Origin of the sequence: Exiguobacterium sibiricum 7-3, from assembly GCF_000620865.1 — a bacterium.
In the GTDB taxonomy this organism is placed as follows: domain Bacteria; phylum Bacillota; class Bacilli; order Exiguobacteriales; family Exiguobacteriaceae; genus Exiguobacterium_A; species Exiguobacterium_A sibiricum_A.
On record NZ_KK211190.1, the window covers coordinates 1,162,888 to 1,181,054 of the forward strand.

Annotated in this window: 19 protein-coding genes; all 19 read left to right on the forward strand. The window is 46.1% G+C overall.

Features of this window, described 5'->3' with window-relative positions:
- Nucleotides 1-30: 30 nt before the first annotated feature.
- The 19 genes from P402_RS0106790 (at nucleotide 31) to fliI (ending at nucleotide 18,165) form a co-directional block, all read left to right on the forward strand.
- Nucleotides 31-783, forward strand: a complete 753-nt coding sequence (locus P402_RS0106790) for a ribonuclease HII (protein ID WP_026827992.1) — start codon at nucleotides 31-33, stop codon at nucleotides 781-783.
- Between the two features lie 13 nt (nucleotides 784-796).
- Nucleotides 797-1,675, forward strand: a complete 879-nt coding sequence (locus P402_RS0106795; RefSeq protein ID WP_026827993.1) for a hypothetical protein — start codon at nucleotides 797-799, stop codon at nucleotides 1,673-1,675.
- Complete coding sequence (locus P402_RS0106800) at nucleotides 1,672-1,932, forward strand: EscU/YscU/HrcU family type III secretion system export apparatus switch protein (RefSeq protein ID WP_026827994.1); 261 nt, start codon at nucleotides 1,672-1,674, stop codon at nucleotides 1,930-1,932. Before P402_RS0106795 ends, P402_RS0106800 begins: the two co-directional genes overlap by 4 nt.
- Nucleotides 1,933-2,020: 88 nt before the next feature.
- Nucleotides 2,021-3,181: an ADP-forming succinate--CoA ligase subunit beta gene (sucC, locus tag P402_RS0106805; protein ID WP_026827995.1), complete on the forward strand. Its 1,161-nt coding sequence runs from the start codon at nucleotides 2,021-2,023 to the stop codon at nucleotides 3,179-3,181.
- A 13-nt stretch (nucleotides 3,182-3,194) separates the two neighbouring features.
- Nucleotides 3,195-4,109 carry a succinate--CoA ligase subunit alpha gene (sucD, locus tag P402_RS0106810; RefSeq protein WP_026827996.1) on the forward strand — a complete coding sequence of 305 codons (915 nt, stop codon included), beginning with the start codon at nucleotides 3,195-3,197 and terminating at the stop codon, nucleotides 4,107-4,109.
- Nucleotides 4,110-4,173: 64 nt separating this feature from the next.
- Nucleotides 4,174-5,001, forward strand: a complete 828-nt coding sequence (dprA, locus tag P402_RS0106815) for a DNA-processing protein DprA (protein ID WP_026827997.1) — start codon at nucleotides 4,174-4,176, stop codon at nucleotides 4,999-5,001.
- Nucleotides 5,002-5,048: 47 nt separating this feature from the next.
- On the forward strand, nucleotides 5,049-7,145 hold the full coding sequence (gene topA, locus P402_RS0106820; RefSeq protein ID WP_026827998.1) for a type I DNA topoisomerase: 2,097 nt from the start codon (nucleotides 5,049-5,051) through the stop codon (nucleotides 7,143-7,145).
- Nucleotides 7,146-7,148: 3 nt separating this feature from the next.
- Entirely contained in the window at nucleotides 7,149-8,453 is a 1,305-nt protein-coding gene (trmFO, locus tag P402_RS0106825; protein WP_026827999.1) for an FADH(2)-oxidizing methylenetetrahydrofolate--tRNA-(uracil(54)-C(5))-methyltransferase TrmFO, read from the forward strand.
- Nucleotides 8,454-8,624: 171 nt separating this feature from the next.
- On the forward strand, nucleotides 8,625-9,503 hold the full coding sequence (locus P402_RS0106830; protein ID WP_026828000.1) for a tyrosine-type recombinase/integrase: 879 nt from the start codon (nucleotides 8,625-8,627) through the stop codon (nucleotides 9,501-9,503).
- Nucleotides 9,472-10,068, forward strand: a complete 597-nt coding sequence (gene hslV / locus P402_RS0106835; protein ID WP_427374421.1) for an ATP-dependent protease subunit HslV — start codon at nucleotides 9,472-9,474, stop codon at nucleotides 10,066-10,068. The genes P402_RS0106830 and hslV overlap by 32 nt, the downstream gene beginning before the upstream one ends.
- On the forward strand, nucleotides 10,061-11,431 hold the full coding sequence (hslU, locus tag P402_RS0106840) for an ATP-dependent protease ATPase subunit HslU (protein WP_026828002.1): 1,371 nt from the start codon (nucleotides 10,061-10,063) through the stop codon (nucleotides 11,429-11,431). The genes hslV and hslU overlap by 8 nt, the downstream gene beginning before the upstream one ends.
- A 16-nt stretch (nucleotides 11,432-11,447) precedes the next feature.
- Nucleotides 11,448-12,227 (forward strand): GTP-sensing pleiotropic transcriptional regulator CodY, encoded by a 780-nt coding sequence (codY, locus tag P402_RS0106845; protein WP_012370753.1) that lies wholly within the window; start codon nucleotides 11,448-11,450, stop codon nucleotides 12,225-12,227.
- A 249-nt stretch (nucleotides 12,228-12,476) separates the two neighbouring features.
- A complete protein-coding gene (gene flgB, locus P402_RS0106850) occupies nucleotides 12,477-12,839 on the forward strand; it encodes a flagellar basal body rod protein FlgB (RefSeq protein WP_026828003.1) in 363 nt (120 codons plus the stop codon).
- Between the two features lie 3 nt (nucleotides 12,840-12,842).
- Nucleotides 12,843-13,241: a flagellar basal body rod protein FlgC gene (gene flgC / locus P402_RS0106855; protein WP_026828004.1), complete on the forward strand. Its 399-nt coding sequence runs from the start codon at nucleotides 12,843-12,845 to the stop codon at nucleotides 13,239-13,241.
- Nucleotides 13,242-13,256: 15 nt separating this feature from the next.
- Nucleotides 13,257-13,544 carry a flagellar hook-basal body complex protein FliE gene (fliE, locus tag P402_RS0106860; protein ID WP_026828005.1) on the forward strand — a complete coding sequence of 96 codons (288 nt, stop codon included), beginning with the start codon at nucleotides 13,257-13,259 and terminating at the stop codon, nucleotides 13,542-13,544.
- A gap of 28 nt (nucleotides 13,545-13,572) precedes the next feature.
- Entirely contained in the window at nucleotides 13,573-15,141 is a 1,569-nt protein-coding gene (gene fliF, locus P402_RS0106865) for a flagellar basal-body MS-ring/collar protein FliF (RefSeq protein WP_026828006.1), read from the forward strand.
- Between the two features lie 4 nt (nucleotides 15,142-15,145).
- On the forward strand, nucleotides 15,146-16,153 hold the full coding sequence (gene fliG, locus P402_RS0106870; RefSeq protein ID WP_026828007.1) for a flagellar motor switch protein FliG: 1,008 nt from the start codon (nucleotides 15,146-15,148) through the stop codon (nucleotides 16,151-16,153).
- On the forward strand, nucleotides 16,137-16,859 hold the full coding sequence (locus P402_RS0106875; protein WP_034769823.1) for a FliH/SctL family protein: 723 nt from the start codon (nucleotides 16,137-16,139) through the stop codon (nucleotides 16,857-16,859). Before fliG ends, P402_RS0106875 begins: the two co-directional genes overlap by 17 nt.
- The gene (gene fliI / locus P402_RS0106880) at nucleotides 16,852-18,165 is read left to right on the forward strand and encodes a flagellar protein export ATPase FliI (protein WP_034769825.1); all 1,314 of its coding nucleotides are present in this window, start codon (nucleotides 16,852-16,854) and stop codon (nucleotides 18,163-18,165) included. Before P402_RS0106875 ends, fliI begins: the two co-directional genes overlap by 8 nt.
- Nucleotides 18,166-18,167 lie beyond the last annotated feature (2 nt).

Genomic DNA, 18,167 nt, shown 5'->3' on the forward strand with positions numbered 1-18,167 from the left:
TCCAAGCTTTTTTCGAAAAGGAGTTAAGTCATGAACATTACTGAAATCAAAGCACGATTAGCAATGGTCTCACGAGGAGAGTTCGAACAAATCAAAAGCGAATTCGCGCAAGATACCCGAAAAGGTGTTGTCACTGCTCTGAAACAAGCAGAGCGCCGGTTGTTAAACGAAGAGCAACAACGTGTTCAGTTTCAAGAACGATCGCTTTTTGAAAAGCTTTACCGCGCGCAAGGTCATCAGCGTATTGCCGGGGTGGACGAAGTCGGTCGGGGACCGCTTGCGGGACCCGTCGTCGCAGCAGCCGTCATTTTACCGGTGGATTTTTATCATCCCGGGCTGACAGATTCAAAACAGATGTCGAAAAAGCAACGACTTGCTGCGTATGAGCATATTCAGGAAGTCGCAGAAGTCGCAATCGGGATCGTCGAACCGGAAGAGATTGACCGGATCAACATTTACCAGGCCTCTAAACAGGCTATGCAGCAGGCTGTCGCTCAATTGACGCCGGATGCCCTGTTAGTGGACGCGATGACGCTTGATGTTGATTTCCCACAGGAATCCTTGATTAAAGGCGATGCCCGGAGCATCTCGATTGCAGCAGCAAGTGTCGTCGCGAAAGAAACACGGGATACGATGATGGAACAATACGCCATGATCTATCCGGATTACGGCTTTGAACAACATGCCGGATATGGTACGGTACAACACTTACAGGCACTCGACCGTGTAGGGGTGACGCCGATTCACCGAAAGACATTTAAACCGGTCCTCGACCGACTTTAGGAGGTGAGCTATCGTGCAGATTGAGCATCGTGCCTTACTGCCCTTTAAAATTATTGATTCGACCAACCAACCGTTACGCGAAGGGGCAAACGTCATCGGTAAAGTATTGAAACTGCTTCCGGACGGTCTGATGGAGCTGCAAGTCGGACAACGTGTCTTGACGGCAGGAACGACAGCCGAGCTGAAAGAGGGCGCGACTTACCGGTTTCTGGTCACGAGTACAGATGGACAGCCCGTTTTAAAAATCGTTTCACAGGAAACGAGTTCTCCGAAATTACCAGTGCTTCCGACATTTGATCGAATCAATCCACTTTCAGCGGAATCCGTCCCGCAAACGACACGAGATGTCTTGCAACAGCTGGGTCAAAAAGTGATGGAAGGGTCCGGAACAGCCTTCAAACAAGCTATCATTGAATTGGTTCAACTCGCTCGGAGTGCGGATGGTACAACAGAAGGGCAGCTCGACCGGAAGACGAGTGATCAGGTACTTGCCCAACAGGTCATTCAAGCGACGAATGAAACCGGACGCGGTATATTTTTGTTTCAATTACCGCAATTTGGTCCTTTCGAAGAAGTCGATGTCACGATGGAGGCACCTTTTGATCAAAAAGAATTTAATCCGGATCACGCACGAATTGCTTTTTACTTAAAACTGCCGAAAGTCGGTGAAATTGCATTGGATTTATTAATCACGGATCGAAAAATAGCGATTTCCGTTTTTCATCCGGATGAACGGATTGCCGCTTTTATGTCCCACTATCAGCCGACCATCGAACAACGTCTGCACGAGCAAGGATATGCTTTGATCCGCTTCGAACAAATAGAAGCGGAAAAAGAACGGATACCGTTCCAGCCGACGGATCGAAACGGAAGGGTGGACTATCAAATATGAAAAAAGCCATCGCCTTATCCTACGAAGAACAGATGCAGGCGCCTAAGGTCGTCGCGAAAGGATCAGAACGGGTCGCGGAGCGCATTCTCGAAGAGGCCTTACAACACGGTATTCCGATTCGGCAAGACGAGACGCTGGTCACGTTGCTCGACGCCGTCCAAGTCTCGGAACAAATTCCAAATGAATTATATGGGGTCATTGCCGAGTTGTTTGCCTTTTTATATCAACTCGATCAAACAGGAATTTCGAAGAAATAAATGCTTTCGGTCGATAACGATAGACAGCGCTTCCAATTTTAACTACAATGAAAGAGCCGAAACTAAAGGGGTTAAGGGGGATTTTTTCATGAATGTACATGAATATCAGGCAAAAGAGTTACTTCGTTCGTACGGTGTACCTGTTCCGAACGGAATTGCAGCATTTACAGTTGAAGAAGCAGTCGATGCAGCAGAACAATTGTCAGGTCCGATCAAAGTCGTAAAAGCACAGATTCACGCAGGGGGTCGCGGTAAAGCCGGTGGTGTTAAATTGGCTAAATCGCAAGAAGAAGTGAAAGAATTCGCGACAGAGTTACTCGGCAAAACACTCGTCACGCATCAGACAGGTCCAGAAGGTAAAGTCATCCAACGTCTTCTTGTTGAAGAAGGTTGTGCGATTGACAAAGAGTATTATCTCGGGATCGTCCTCGACCGTGTAACAGGTCGTGTCGTCATCATGGGTTCAAGTGAAGGCGGAATGGATATTGAGGAAGTAGCAGAAGCAACTCCGGAAAAAATCATCAAAGAAGTAGTGGATCCGGCAGTTGGTTTACAAGCCTTCCAAGCACGGAAACTGGCGTTTGCAATGGGTGTTCCGGTTAAACTTGTCAACAAGTTCGTCGGTATGGTCACGAAATTGTATACATTCTTCGTCGATAAGGATTGTTCAATTGCTGAAATCAATCCACTCGTCACAACAAAAGACGGTGATGTCTTGGCACTTGATGCAAAACTCAACTTTGATTCAAACGCGTTATACCGTCATGCTGATGTCGTCGCACTCCGTGACGAATCAGAAGAAGATCCACGTGAAGTGGAAGCTTCTAAAAATGACTTAAACTATATCGCACTCGACGGAAACATCGGATGTCTCGTCAACGGTGCAGGTCTCGCGATGGCGACGATGGATATCATCAAGCATTTCAGCGGCGATCCAGCAAACTTCCTTGATGTCGGTGGCGGTGCGACAAAAGAAAAAGTAACAGAAGCCTTTAAATTGATTTTGTCGGATGAGAACGTCAAAGGAATTTTCGTTAACATCTTTGGTGGAATCATGAAGTGTGACGTCATTGCAGAAGGTATCGTTGCCGCAACAAAAGAAGTTGGCTTAGAATTGCCACTCGTCGTTCGTCTCGAAGGAACAAACGTCGATGCCGGGAAACAAATTCTCAAAGATTCAGGTCTAGCGATTACAGCAGCTACATCAATGGCAGACGGCGCAGAAAAAATTGCTGCGCTCGTGAAGTAAGGGGGAGCTAAGGATGAGTATTTGGGTAAATGAATCAACAAAAGTCATCATTCAAGGAATTACAGGGAATCAAGGAATGTTCCACGGCGAACAGATGATTGATTACGGAACGAACCTCGTCGGTGGCGTGACACCAGGTAAAGGTGGAACGGAAGTACTAGGAGTGCCGGTCTTCGATACAGTCGCTCAAGCAGTCGAAAAGACAGCTGCCAATGCTTCAATCATCTATGTACCGCCTGCATTTGCGGCCGATGCCATCATGGAAGCAGCGGATGCGAACATCGCCTTGATCATTTGTATCACGGAAGGGATTCCGGTTCTTGATATGGTTAAAGTAAAACGTTATCTGGACGGAAAACCAGTCCGTCTGATCGGACCGAACTGTCCGGGTGTCATTACGCCAGGCGTTGCGAAACTCGGGATCATGCCAGGATACATTCATACACCAGGTCACGTCGGAATCGTCTCACGTTCTGGAACATTGACGTATGAAGCCGTTCATCAATTGACGACAGCAGGAATTGGTCAATCAACAGCAGTCGGAATTGGTGGCGATCCGGTCAACGGAACAGATTTCATTGATACGCTCAAAGCGTTTAATGAAGATCCGGAAACAAAAGCCGTCATCATGCTGGGTGAAATCGGTGGAACGGCAGAAGAAGAAGCGGCGGAGTGGGTCAAAGCCAACATGACGAAGCCGGTCATCGGATTCATCGGTGGGCAAACAGCACCTGAAGGCAAACGCATGGGTCATGCCGGTGCCATCATTTCAGGTGGTAAAGGAACTGCTGCAGAAAAAATCAAAACACTTCGTGCCAATGGGATCGAAGTAGCAGAAACACCAGCTATCATCGGTGAGACGTTGATTCGTGTCATCAAAGAAGCCGGTATCTACGACGAATGTGTCACAGGTTCAACTGTGAAGTAAACAAGATGTTAGCTGTCCTGATTGAATCAGGACGGCTTTCTTCTATATAAAAGGAGCGTAATGAATGGACAGAGAACTGTATGCACGTTTTGCGACTTGCCGGGTTCCGTATTCAATCGTTGTCTTGATCGAGCAGTACGGTCTTTTACCGGTAGAGGATTTACCCGTGTCAAGATCCATCAAAAACCGTTATCAGCGTGCCTTACAATTGGATCAAGTCCCAACGAACCTTCTTGTTCCGGGTGACCCGTTTTTTCCGATGTCGTTGCTTCAAATTCCTCAACCCGTCTACGGTCTTTTCTTCAGCGGTGATCCTTCCTTATTAAAACAGCCGATGATCAGTATCATCGGAAGTCGTCAACCCTCTCCTTCTCACTCAAAACGTTTATCTTTCTTACGTCCCTTTTTCGAGTCTCCATTCGTCACGGTGTCAGGTGGTGCCCTTGGTATTGATTCTCTTGTACATCGTCTTTCCCTTAAACATCATCAAGCGACGATTGCTGTGTTAGCGAGCGGTTTTGATTGTTTGTATCCCGCCCGGCATTCACAACTGTTTCAACGGATTGAGCAAGCAGGACTGCTTTTATCGGAGTATCCCGCTCCAACCCCAATCAAGAAGTATCAGTTTTTGGAACGAAACCGGATTATCTCCGGACTGGCGTCAGGATTGATTATCGTTGAGGCAACCCGGAAAAGCGGGACGATGAACACGGCAGGTCACGCGCTTGAACAGGGAAAAGACGTGTATTGTATCCCGGGTTGTCCGACAGAAAAACACTTTCAAGGGACAAATCAACTGATTGCGGAAGGGGCGATTCCACTCTTGAATCCGGAAGAAGTTTCAAAAAGTATCTTGATGAACGTTGACAAATGGGAATCGAGACTACTATGATAAGTGAGATTAAAATACGAGTACGCCTCTAATAGGGAGCGATTGTAATGGCAAAATATTTAGTAATTGTCGAATCACCTGCAAAGGCAAAAACCATCAAACGTTATCTCGGTTCAAACTATACCGTGAAAGCTTCGATGGGACATGTCATCGACTTACCGAAAAGTCAAATGGGTGTTGACGTAGAACATGACTATGAACCAAAGTATATTACGATTCGTGGTAAAGGCCCGGTTTTAAAAGAGTTAAAAACGGCCGCTAAAAAAGCACAAAAAATCTATCTTGCAGCTGACCCGGACCGTGAAGGGGAAGCAATCGCTTGGCACTTAGCGAAAGCCCTCGGTGTCGATGAATCGACAGAATGTCGGGTCGTCTTTAATGAAATCACGAAAGACGCCATCAAAGATTCGTTCAAGAGACCCCGCAAGATCAACTACGATCTTGTCGATGCACAACAGGCGCGGCGTATCTTGGACCGTCTCGTCGGTTACAGTATGAGTCCGTTACTTTGGAAGAAAATTAAAAAAGGCTTGTCAGCAGGACGTGTTCAATCGGTTGCTGTGAAGATGATCATTGATCGCGAACAGGAAATCAATGCCTTTTTACCGGAAGAATATTGGACGATCAAACTGGAGCTGGACGCAAATGGTGAAAAGCTCGAAGCCAACTTCTACGGAATTGACGGAAAGAAACGCGAACTGCACTCAGAAGAAGAAGTCAATGAAGTATTGGCCAAACTTTCAGAGTCCTTCACGGTCGATACCGTTACGAAAAAAGAACGCCGCCGGAATCCGGCCTTGCCGTTTACGACGAGTTCGCTTCAACAGGAAGCAGCCCGCAAGCTGAACTTCCGTGCGAAAAAAACGATGATGATTGCCCAGCAGTTATATGAAGGAATCGAGCTCGGAAAAGAAGGAACGGTCGGTTTGATTACGTACATGCGGACCGATTCAACCCGGACATCTGAAACCGCCAACATTGAAGCACAAGGGTTCATTGAAAATGCGTACGGAAAAGAATATATCGCTGTTGAAAAACGGAAAGAGAAAAAAGCAGCAAATTCGCAAGATGCCCACGAAGCGGTTCGTCCGACATCGACGATGCGTGACCCACAACTCGTCAAATCGTATTTATCCCGCGATCAGTTCCGATTATACAAATTAATTTGGGAACGGTTTGTTGCGAGCCAAATGGCTCCGGCTGTTCTGGATACAGTAAAAGTCGACTTAATTTCAAATGATGTCATGTTCCGGGCAAACGGTTCGACGGTTAAATTTGCCGGATTCATGAAAGTCTATATTGAAGATACAGACGATGAGACAGTAACGGACGTCAAGGACGGTTTGTTACCGCCGCTTGAAGACGGTGAAGTCTTGGAGCAGGAAATGATTGAGCCGAAACAACACTTTACGCAACCACCACCGCGGTATACCGAGGCACGCCTCGTCCGGGCGATGGAAGAACTCGGGATTGGTCGTCCTTCGACGTATGCGCCGACACTCGATACGATCCAAAAACGCGGTTACGTGACGCTCGAAGAGAAAAAATTCCTGCCGACCGAACTCGGGGAACTGGTCATCGATATGATCAGTGATTATTTCCAAGAATTCATCACCGTTCAATTTACGGCGGATATGGAAGCGTTGCTCGATGCAATCGAAAAAGGGGACATGCAGTGGACGGAAGTCGTCGATCCGATTTATAAATCGTTCGAAAAGCGTCTGACACGTGCAGAAGCCGAAATCGAAAAAATCGAAATCAAAGACGAACCGGCCGGAGAAGATTGTGAAGTCTGCGGACACGCGATGGTCATCAAGATGGGCCGTTATGGAAAATTCATGGCGTGCTCAAACTTCCCGGAATGTCGGAACACGAAGCCGATTCAAGTTGAGATTGGTGTTAAATGTCCGACGTGTGGAACAGGTGAGATCGTGGAACGCCGGAGTAAAAAAGGACGCTTATTCTACGGCTGTTCGAATTATCCGGAATGTGAATTCGTCTCATGGGATAAACCGGTGGAAGAACCATGTCCGGTTTGTAGCAGTATGATGGTACAAAAGAAAATCAAGAACGGTGTGAAAGTAGAATGTACGTCTTGCGGACATCATGAAACACGCATCGATCAGGAGCAAGAGGAGGAATGACCGATGAAACGGGTAACCGTAATCGGCGCCGGTCTCGCAGGTTCTGAAGCAGCATGGCAACTTGCGAAACGCGGTATACAAGTAGATTTATATGAAATGCGACCAGTCAAGCAGACACCTGCTCACCATACCGATCAATTTGCAGAGCTCGTTTGCTCGAACTCACTTCGGGCGAATCAACTGACAAATGCAGTCGGTGTATTAAAAGAAGAAATGCGACAACTCGACTCACTGATCCTCAAGGCTGCCGATCTTGCGAGTGTGCCGGCAGGTGGTGCGCTTGCTGTCGATCGACATGACTTTGCCGGATACGTGACGGAAACGTTAAAAAATCATCCGAACGTCACGGTCCATCATGAGGAACTTGAAGCGATTCCAGATGGTCCCACCATCGTCGCTACAGGTCCTTTGACAAGTGCCGCTTTGTCCGAATCTCTCAAGCAGTTCACCGGAGAAGATTACCTGTATTTCTTTGACGCTGCCGCACCGATTCTTGACGGTGATACGATTGACCGCGATAAAGTGTATTTAAAGTCACGTTATGATAAAGGAGAAGCGGCTTACTTGAACTGTCCGATGACAGAAGAAGAGTTTACGCATTTCCACAATGAGTTGATTCAAGCGGAAGTCGTTCCGTTAAAAGAATTCGAGAAGGAAATCTACTTCGAAGGATGCATGCCATTTGAAGTATTAGCGTCACGCGGACCGAAGACACTTTTATTCGGACCGATGAAGCCAGTTGGTCTTGAAGATCCGAAAACGGGTGAACGTCCGTATGCCGTCGTTCAACTTCGTCAGGATAACTCAGCCGGAACATTGTTTAACCTCGTTGGATTCCAAACGCATCTGAAGTGGGGCGAACAAAAACGAATCATCCGTTTGATTCCAGGTCTTGAAAATGCTGAAATCGTTCGTTATGGTGTCATGCACCGGAATACGTTCGTCAATTCACCGAACCTGTTGCAACCGACGTATCAGACACGGACACGTCCGGATCTATTCTTTGCCGGTCAGATGACAGGCGTCGAAGGGTACGTCGAATCAGCTGCTTCCGGTTTGACGGCAGGTATCAATGCGGCTCGTTTAGTCAACGAAGCGGAGCCGGTCGCCTTCCCGAAAGAAACGATGATGGGTGCGATGGCGCATTATATCACGACGACGGAAGGTAAGAACTTCCAACCGATGAACGCAAACTTCGGACTGGTACCGGGACTTGCCGACCAAAAAGGTCGAATGAAGAAACCAGAAAAGTATGCGCTCCTTGCCGAACGGGCATTAGAAGCAATTAAAGACTTTACCGATATGTAAGGAAGATGGGGGAGAAGGCGCAATCCAGCGTTCTTTTCTCCCATTTCTTAATTTGTCATAAAAGCGTGATAATTTTGTTATTTTTCCGATTTTTGGTCTATTGTCAGACTACTTACGGTGTGCTATGCTAAGGGCGATTCGAGTATGAAATGGTTAGAAGGGGGCTCATCAATGGGAGTAGACTCAGAGTTTGACGTACTGCGAAAATCGTTTTTACGGTATGTACACATCGAACGTCAATTATCTCCAAATACGGGCCGTTCTTATGATCAAACACTTCGACAATACGCCGCTTTTTGCCTCGATCATCAGCTGGGATCGATTGAATTGGCAACTGCACGGCGTTATTTGTTTGCTCTTTATGATCAAAAAGCATCTAAATCAACGATCGCTCAAAAAGTATCTTGTTTGAAACAATTCGGGCGTTTTGTGACGCGGGATACAAATGACGTCAATCCTTTTGAAGGATTGAAGGCGCCAAAACGTGACCAAACGCTACCGACGTTTTTAGTACCATCAGAATACGAACGATTTTTAGAAGTTTTCCGGACATCGGATTCATTAGGCGTACGGAATGTGGCATTGATTGAGTTGCTGTATGCAACAGGGATGCGTGTCAGCGAATTGGCCGGATTGAACGTAAAGGATTTAGATCCGGACTTGGAGTATGTGCATGTATACGGTAAAGGACGAAAAGAACGGATTACACCAATCGGATCATTTGCGAAAAAAGCCTTGACCGAGTATTTGAAGGAACGACAACCGTCCGAGGACGAAGAACAAGCGATTTTTCTTTCTCGTTCAGGTCGCCGTTTGACAACGGACGGGATTCGGAAAATCTTAAAAAAAGCGGATCCCTTTTTATCGAAACATGTGACACCACATGCTTTACGACATAGTTTCGCGACCGATTTACTGGAACGTGGAGCAGATTTACGAGCGGTGCAAGAATTGCTTGGGCATGCTTCATTATCGACGACAGGGCAATATACACACGTCACGACGGAACGGCTACGACATGTTTATCAGCAAGCGCATCCGCGTGCCTAAGGGAGGAAATAGCATGTTTCATGCAACGACGATTTTTGCGATTCAACATAACGGTCAATCTGCAATGAGCGGGGATGGACAAGTGACTTTTGGTAATCAAGTCATCATGAAGAAAAGTGCAAAAAAAGTCCGGCGTCTCTATGGTGGGAAAGTGATTGCAGGGTTTGCCGGAAGTGTAGCTGATGCGTTTACGTTATTCGAAAAGTTTGAAGCAAAACTTGAAATGTACAACGGGAACCTGCAACGAGCTGCCGTGGAACTAGCAAAGGAATGGCGGGGCGATAAAATGCTACGCCAGCTGGAAGCTTTGTTGCTTGTCATGGATGGAACACATTTACTTCTTGTTTCAGGTAATGGAGAAGTCATCGAACCGGATGACGGGATTTTGGCCATCGGTTCAGGCGGAAACTATGCGCTTGCCGCGGGTCGGGCACTGGCTCGGCATGCCGGACACATGACAGCCGAGGAAATCGCCCGTGCCGCTCTTGAAACAGCAGGAGAGCTATGTGTATTCACGAATGATCAAATCATTTTAGAAACGATTGGGGGAAGTGCAGATGCATGAATTTACACCGAGACAAATCGTGGAAAAACTAAATGAACATGTCATTGGTCAAGCGGATGCGAAACGAGCCGTCGCGATTGCACTTCGAAATCGTTATCGCCGTCAACTGCTCGATCCGAGTCTGCGTGATGAAGTGACACCGAAGAACATCTTGATGATCGGACCGACAGGAGTAGGAAAAACGGAAATCGCCCGTCGACTTGCTAAATTGGTTCGTGCACCGTTCGTTAAAATTGAAGCCACGAAATTCACGGAAGTCGGTTATGTCGGACGTGACGTTGAATCAATGGTCCGTGATTTAGTTGAAGCTTCACTGCGCCTTGTCAAAGATGAGAAAAAAGAAGCTTTGAAAGAACGTGCTGAAGCGGTTGCGAATGAACGAATCGTTGATGCCCTTGCCGGTAAAAAAGCTTCAACGGGTCTTGGCGGAGGAAATCCGTTTGAGATGCTGTTCGGTGGAACTCAAAAACCGCCCGAGCAAGAAACTGCCAACGATACAGCCGATCGGTCCGTCATTCGCCAACAATTATTCCAAGGTCAACTAGAAGACCGCATGATTGATGTGGACATCGAAGAGCGGCAAATGGATTTGTTCTCCGGACAACAAGGTATGGAAGGGCTCGCGAATCTGCAGGATATGCTCGGACAAGTCATGCCGAAAAAAACAAAGAAACGCCAGCTAAGCGTTAAAGAGGCACGTCCGATTTTGACTGCGGAAGAGGCAGAACGTCTACTCGATTTGAATGAAGTCCACGACGAAGCCGTTCGTCGTGCTGAGCAGATGGGAATCATCTTCGTCGATGAAATCGACAAGATTGCAACGAAGGGACAAGATAGTGCCGGTGTATCGCGCGAAGGCGTGCAGCGTGATATCTTACCCATCGTCGAAGGATCAACCGTTGTGACGAAGTATGGCCCTGTCAAGACGGATCATATGTTATTCATTGCAGCCGGAGCTTTCCATATGGCAAAACCATCTGACTTGATTCCGGAACTGCAAGGACGTTTTCCGATCCGGGTGGAACTCGACAGTTTGACAGAAGACGACTTCGTCAAAATTTTGACAGAACCAAATCAAGCATTGCTTAAGCAATACAAGGCTTTGCTTGGGGCGGAGCAAGTCCATGTCACATTTACGGAAGACGCGATTCGTCAAATTGCACGGATTGCGGCACAAGTAAATGATGAAACAGATAATATCGGTGCTCGCCGTTTATATACCATCATGGAACGTGTATTAGAAGAATTATCGTTTGAAGCGGCAGAGATGCCAGAGACAGACGTCACCATCACACCTCAATATGTCATGGACCGCGTCGGAAAAGTAGCAGATGATCGTGACTTAAGTCAGTTCATCTTATAAGTGGAGGAAGAAAATCATGAATTTACTGGCAAAAACACGAAAGCTCAACACGATGTTACAACAAGAAGCAAGCACACATGTCGACTTTAAGGTCATGGCAGATCGATTAAGTGAAGTCATGGAATCAAATACCTTTATCGTCAGCCGTCGTGGAAAGTTATTAGGAATTGCGATTAAACAACAAATCGAGAATGCACGAATTCGTGGATTCCTCGAAGAGCGTCAGTTCCCGGAAGATTATACGAAAAAATTGTTTAATGTGACGGAAACGACGGCAAACATCGCGATCGACAGCGAGCATACAGCGTTCCCAATCGATAACCGAGATATGTTCGAGACATCAAAAACAACAATCGTTCCGATCATCGGTGGCGGTGAGCGACTTGGAACACTTGTACTTGGTCGGATGCTTGAAGATTTTAATGAAGAGGACTTAGTGCTTGCTGAATACGGAGCAACGGTTGTCGGAATGGAAATCTTACGTGAGAAAGCCCATGAAGCGGAAGATAAGGCGCGGAAAAAAGCCGTCGTCCAAATGGCGATCAATTCTTTATCGTATTCTGAACTTGAAGCGATCGAACATATCTTCGAAGAGCTAGACGGAAACGAAGGATTGCTTGTGGCTTCTAAGATTGCTGACCGTGTCGGGATCACTCGTTCAGTCATCGTCAATGCGTTGCGGAAACTTGAAAGTGCCGGTGTCATCGAGTCTCGTTCGCTTGGTATGAAAGGGACATACATCAAGATTTTAAATGACAACTTCCTCTATGAATTAGAGCGGATTAAATCGAACTAAAAAAAGAAAATAATAGAATTGCAAAGAAGACCTAGTAAAGCACTAGGTCTTCTTTTTTTTATAGGTATTATTTATCATTTTTATAAAAAAAGGGTTTAAAAAGTGTAAAATTAACATCTCATTCCCCTTTTTTTGAAAAAACTTCTTTTCAAACATTGACCTATTTGTTTCAATTATTTCAGATATGTTACTAACCGCTTACGGTATAATGCTAAGTTTTACGAGATAAATAGAGGTGGAGGTTGAATGATGAACTGGCTTGGTTCAGATTATACAACGATGACACAGGCCGTCGATCGGACGGTAGCTGCGCAGAAAGTAATCTCAGCAAATATTGCGAACGTCGATACGCCTGGATATAAATCAAAGCGCGTAGTGTTCGGAGATGTCTTGGATTCTGAAATGAAAATGAGTTTAAAACGACACGCAACAATCGGCACTTCAGGAAGTATCGTCGAACAATCGTCTGCAATGCGTAACGATGGGAACGGGGTCGATATTGATCTCGAAATGTCTGAATTATCACGCAACCAGATTGAGTACGAAGCACTGGTCGAACAATTGAACCGGAAATTTTCAGGAATTCAATCTGTCATCCGGGGAGGACGTTAAATCATGAGTATGTTTTCAGGTTTTCATACATCCGCAACGGGATTGACGGCACAGCGTCTGCGACTCGATACCGTATCTGCCAATATCGCCAATGCTCAGACGACACGCGGTGAGCTTGTTAACGGAGAATGGCAACCATATGCCCGCAAATTAGCCGTTTTAAAAGAAACAGGCAATGGCGTGACAGTCAGCGAGATTCGAAAAGATCAAGAACCATTCAAGTTGGAATACAATCCGAATCATCCAGATGCGGATGAACTGGGATACGTTAAAATGCCGAACGTCGATTTATTGAAGGAAATGGTCGATATGATGGGGGCGACGCGTTCTTATGAAGCCAATGTCACTGCGTTGAATGCAACAAAAGCAATGTTAGTCAAAGCGATGGAAATCGGCAAGTAAGAAGGAGATGACACGATGGCGATTCAACCGATTCAAAGTATGCAGATGGTCTTACCGTCTCAATCTGTTGCCAAAACGACACCAAGTGATTTCAGTGAAGTGTTGAGTCAGGCCATGAATGGTCTGAATGAGGCGCAACAAGCTTCCTCGCAAGCACGAGTCGATCTTGCGACTGGAAAAACGACGGACTTACATAACATCATGATCAAAACAGAAGAAGCATCGCTTTCTATGCAACTCGCTATCGAAGTCCGGAATAAGGGCATCGAAGCATACCAAGAAATGATGCGTATGCAACTGTGATTGTTAAGGAAAGCGTGGGAGATGTTTGATGAATGAAGGACTAAAAACGCGCTTTGGCGCATTAAAAATGACATGGCAGGAATGGTCGCTCGTTAAAAAGGCAACGATCATCGGAATCATCTTATTCCTAATTGCAGCTATCGTTGTTGCAGCGATTTGGTTAAGTAAACCAACGATGACACCGCTATACTCGAAATTGTCTCCCCAGGAGGCAGGTCAAGTAACAGAGAAATTAAATGAAGATGGTGTAAAGTCCGAGGTTGTCAGTGGTACAGAAGGTGTGACAATCCTCGTACCGGAAGAAAGTGCAGAAAACTTAAAAGTAGAGTTGGCGACAGCCGGAATACCGAAATCAGGTCAAATTGATTATTCCTTCTTTAGCGAAAACGCCGGCTTTGGAACAACAGATAAGGAAATGAACATTCTCGAGCGGGACACGATGCAAACGGAATTAGAAAATCTGATTACACAAGTCAATGGGATTGATGCTGCAAAGGTCATGATTACATTACCGGAAAAAAGCGTTTTCTTATCAGATAAAGAAGAGACATCAACCGTGTCAGTCGTTTTGACGTCAAGTGCCGGCAGCGACCTGAATCAGCAGACCGTCCAAGGTCTTTATCACCTGATTGCGAAAAGTATCCCGAATCTAAAAGAAGAGAACATTACCATCATGGATCAGTACTTTACGTATTATGAGCCAGGTAAGGGAACTCAGACTGCAGGGGGAACGGATCCGATGCAGTTGAAGAAAACGACAGAAAAAGATTTGCGTCAGCAAATTCAACAGATGCTGTCGGTTGTTCTTGGTCCGCAAAAAGCATTAGTCTCTGTTACGGCAGATGTAGATGTCACGCAGCGTCAAGAAGAACAAAAATTAGTCGAACCGGTTGATCCTGATAAAATCGAGGGGATTGTCACCTCGGCAGAGAAAGTCGCCGAAGCATACACCGGGGCTGCAAATGAAGGAACTGCAGGAACGGGTGAGAATGAGACAATTAACTTCCCGCAAGGTACAGGGACGGCAGGAGATACGAGTGAGAAGACACACGACATCATTAATTACGAAGTTAATCGAATCACAAAACAGATTACCGGTGCGCCATATGAAATTCGGGATTTAGGAATTCAAGTCATCGTTGAGCCACCTAAAGGACAAAATCAAATAGATCCGCAACTTCAAACAGATTTACAGACCATGATGTATTCGATCATTCGTACTTCATTGACGAAGACAGATGCGAAGACGACCTTAACCGATGCAGAGCTGGCGAATAAAGTCGTCGTCATGTCAAGACCGTTTGCCGAGACACCGAAACAGACAGTAACAACGGAAACAACACCGATGTGGGTCTGGTTTGCATTAGGTGCCGCAGTACTGATTGTAGTAGGAGTTATCTTCCTGTTAATACGTAGAAGAAGAACAGCTGAGATTGAGGAACTGGAAGAATGGACACCGATCGAGACAGAGATTCCTGAACTGTCGACAGAGGACACAAGTGAAGGAACGGTCAAACGGAAACAGCTTGAGAAGCTTGCCGCATCCAATCCGGATGAATTTGCGAAGTTGTTACGCACCTGGTTAGCGGAGGATTGATGAAATGAAGAAGTTAGAGATGAGTAGTCGGGAAAAAGCCGCCATTTTAATGATTTCGCTTGGTCCGGAAGTCGCGGCCAGCGTATACAAACATTTGTCTGAAGAAGAAATGGAATGGCTGACATTACAGATTTCGAGCATGAAACGGATTGATCCGGATGAGAAGCTCGAAGTGTTAGAAGAGTTTCACGAATTAGCGACGGCGCAAAACTATATCACGCAAGGTGGTATCGGATTTGCAAAATCCGTGTTGGAAAAAGCACTAGGTGAAGAGAAAGCGATGGAACTCATTTATCGTTTGACATCGACGCTTCAAGTCAGACCGTTTGAGTTTGCCCGCAAAGCAGATTCGAAACAATTGCTGAACTTCATTCAAAATGAACATCCGCAAACGATTGCTTTGGTATTGGCTCATTTGGATCCGGTCAAATCAGGACAGATTCTATCAGAACTTCCGACAGAAGCCCAGTCTGATGTCGCCCGACGGATTGCAACGATGGATCGGATGAATCCAGAAATCATCAGTGAGGTCGAACAAATACTCGAAAGGAATCTATCACAAGCAGGAATGCAGGATTATGCTCAATCTGGCGGAATCGAAGCGGTTGTTCAAGTCTTGAACGGTGTCGACCGGACAACGGAACGAACGATTCTCGATACGCTTGAAATTCAGGATCCGGAATTGGCGGAAGAAATCAAGAAACGGATGTTTGTCTTTGAAGACATCGTTACACTGGATGCACGGGCCATTCAACGGATTATTCGTGAAGTTTCGAATGAAGACTTGTTGCTTTCGCTCAAGGTGTCTTCAGACGACGTGAAGGAAATGGTTTATCGCAATATGTCCCAACGAATGGTCGAATCGTTCAAAGAGGATATGGAGTTCATGGGACCTGTCCGGTTGCGTGACGTCGAAGAAGCACAAAGTCGAATTGTGGGTATCATTCGTCGCCTGGAAGATATGGGAGAAATCGTGGTAGCCCGTGGTGGAGGAGATGATATCGTTGTCTAACGTCATAAAACGTCAAATTGTTTTTGAACGAGATCACCGGACGATAGTTCATCGTACTCCAGAGCAGACTGCTGATCCTGAGCCACTTACGTCATATGATGACATGATGCATGAAGGTCAAAGACAATTAAAACAACAGCAGGATTTGTTGGAACAACGCGAACAATCACAGCGCATGGCTTTGGAGCAAGAACGGATAAAGGTATTAGAAGAAGCAAGGCAACAAGGGCATCAAGAAGGATACCAAACGGGTCAAAATGAAGGTCGAACCTCGTATCAACAACGAATCGAGGAAACTAATCAATTCGCAAGTCGTCTCGAACAGATGTTTTCTGACCGGATTGAGATGATGGAAGACGAATTGTGTGCACTTTCACTTCAATTGACACATCAATTTTTAGAACATTTACATGATACGGATGAAGAAGCATTGTATCAATCGATTCATAAACTGATACTTCAATTCCGGGACCGTGAAAAATTAGTAGTGTATACATCAGCGGAAGACTTTGAAAGGGTCGTATTGTTAGATGAACGACTCCAAACAATTTTAGGTGGAACAACGACAATCAGCTTTAGAATCGACGCTGAACTGGCAGTACGTGATTTTCGTGTCGATTCAGAAAATGGTGCCATTACAGGTGGACTGACTTCTAGTTATGACATGTTATTGAAACAGTTATCCGAGGTGCTGCAAGATGTATAAACTGAAACCATTGCAAGCCGCGATTCGGGATGTTCGTTCAGAAGATTTGGTTCAACATTCCGGTAAAGTCGTTCAAGTCATTGGTTTGATGATTGAATCGCGTGGTCCGACAGCTGTCGCCATTGGAGAACGGTGCTTGATCCGAATACATCGTGGAGACGAAATCGAGGCAGAGGTCGTTGGTTTTCGGGAAGGACATGTGTTACTGATGCCTTATGGTGAGACGACGGCCATTGCACCTGGATCGATTGTCATCGCAACAGGGAAACCGCTCCATGTTCCTGTCGGAGATGATTTGATCGGGAAAGTCTTAGACGGGCTTGGACGGTCATTAGATGGAAAATCACTGGCACATTTACGGACGACTTCCATTGTCCGTAAGCCACCAAGTCCACTTGATCGTCCGCGAATTGATGAAGTGTTGTCGACAGGCATTCGTGCCATCGATGGTTTATTGACCGTCGGACAAGGTCAACGCGTCGGATTATTCGCAGGATCAGGTGTCGGTAAATCAACATTACTCGGTATGATTGCCAAACGATCGACGGCTGATATCAATGTCATCGCCTTGATTGGTGAACGCGGCCGTGAAGTGAAGGAATTTATTGAAGCGGAGTTAGGTGAGGAAGGCATGAGCCGTTCGATCATCGTCGTAGCGACGAGTGATCAACCGCCACTCGTACGACTCAAAGGCGCCTACACGGCAACGGCGATTGCTGAATATTTTCGGGATCAAGGAAAAAATGTCGTTTTGATGATGGATTCCGTCACACGGTTTGCTATGGCCCAGCGAGAAATTGGTCTGGCAACCGGGGAACCACCTGCTTCCAAGGGATATACCCCGAGTGTATTCGCCTTACTTCCACAATTGTTGGAACGAAGCGGTAAAACGACAGAAGGTTCCATTACAGCATTTTATACGGTCTTAGTTGACGGTGATGACATGAATGAACCGATTGCGGATGCGGTCCGCGGGATTCTCGATGGTCATTTTGTCCTCGACCGAAATCTCGCCAATAAAGGACAATATCCGGCGATTCACATCCTACGCTCCATCAGCCGGGTCATGAATCAAATTACTTCGACCGAACATAAGGATAGTGCCATTACCTTCAGGCAGCTATTGTCAACGTACCTCGATGCCGAAGATTTAATCAATATCGGTGCTTACAAAAGCGGTACAAATCCAGACATTGATCGGGCTGTTGAAAAGTATCCGGAATTGATCGGATTTTTAAAACAACGGGTGGAAGAGAAAAGTCATTTCGAAGATGGGATGGATCGTTTGATTTCGACAATCCGTTAAGG

Coding starts and splice junctions, on each gene's coding strand:
- P402_RS0106790 (WP_026827992.1), top strand. CDS start 31: ATGAACATTACTGAAATCAAAGCACGATTAGCAATGGTCTCACGAGGA.
- P402_RS0106800 (WP_026827994.1), top strand. CDS start 1,672: ATGAAAAAAGCCATCGCCTTATCCTACGAAGAACAGATGCAGGCGCCT.
- sucC (WP_026827995.1), top strand. CDS start 2,021: ATGAATGTACATGAATATCAGGCAAAAGAGTTACTTCGTTCGTACGGT.
- sucD (WP_026827996.1), top strand. CDS start 3,195: ATGAGTATTTGGGTAAATGAATCAACAAAAGTCATCATTCAAGGAATT.
- dprA (WP_026827997.1), top strand. CDS start 4,174: ATGGACAGAGAACTGTATGCACGTTTTGCGACTTGCCGGGTTCCGTAT.
- topA (WP_026827998.1), top strand. CDS start 5,049: ATGGCAAAATATTTAGTAATTGTCGAATCACCTGCAAAGGCAAAAACC.
- trmFO (WP_026827999.1), top strand. CDS start 7,149: ATGAAACGGGTAACCGTAATCGGCGCCGGTCTCGCAGGTTCTGAAGCA.
- P402_RS0106830 (WP_026828000.1), top strand. CDS start 8,625: ATGGGAGTAGACTCAGAGTTTGACGTACTGCGAAAATCGTTTTTACGG.
- hslV (WP_427374421.1), top strand. CDS start 9,472: ATGTTTATCAGCAAGCGCATCCGCGTGCCTAAGGGAGGAAATAGCATG.
- hslU (WP_026828002.1), top strand. CDS start 10,061: ATGCATGAATTTACACCGAGACAAATCGTGGAAAAACTAAATGAACAT.
- codY (WP_012370753.1), top strand. CDS start 11,448: ATGAATTTACTGGCAAAAACACGAAAGCTCAACACGATGTTACAACAA.
- flgB (WP_026828003.1), top strand. CDS start 12,477: ATGAACTGGCTTGGTTCAGATTATACAACGATGACACAGGCCGTCGAT.
- flgC (WP_026828004.1), top strand. CDS start 12,843: ATGAGTATGTTTTCAGGTTTTCATACATCCGCAACGGGATTGACGGCA.
- fliE (WP_026828005.1), top strand. CDS start 13,257: ATGGCGATTCAACCGATTCAAAGTATGCAGATGGTCTTACCGTCTCAA.
- fliF (WP_026828006.1), top strand. CDS start 13,573: ATGAATGAAGGACTAAAAACGCGCTTTGGCGCATTAAAAATGACATGG.
- fliG (WP_026828007.1), top strand. CDS start 15,146: ATGAAGAAGTTAGAGATGAGTAGTCGGGAAAAAGCCGCCATTTTAATG.
- P402_RS0106875 (WP_034769823.1), top strand. CDS start 16,137: ATGATATCGTTGTCTAACGTCATAAAACGTCAAATTGTTTTTGAACGA.
- fliI (WP_034769825.1), top strand. CDS start 16,852: ATGTATAAACTGAAACCATTGCAAGCCGCGATTCGGGATGTTCGTTCA.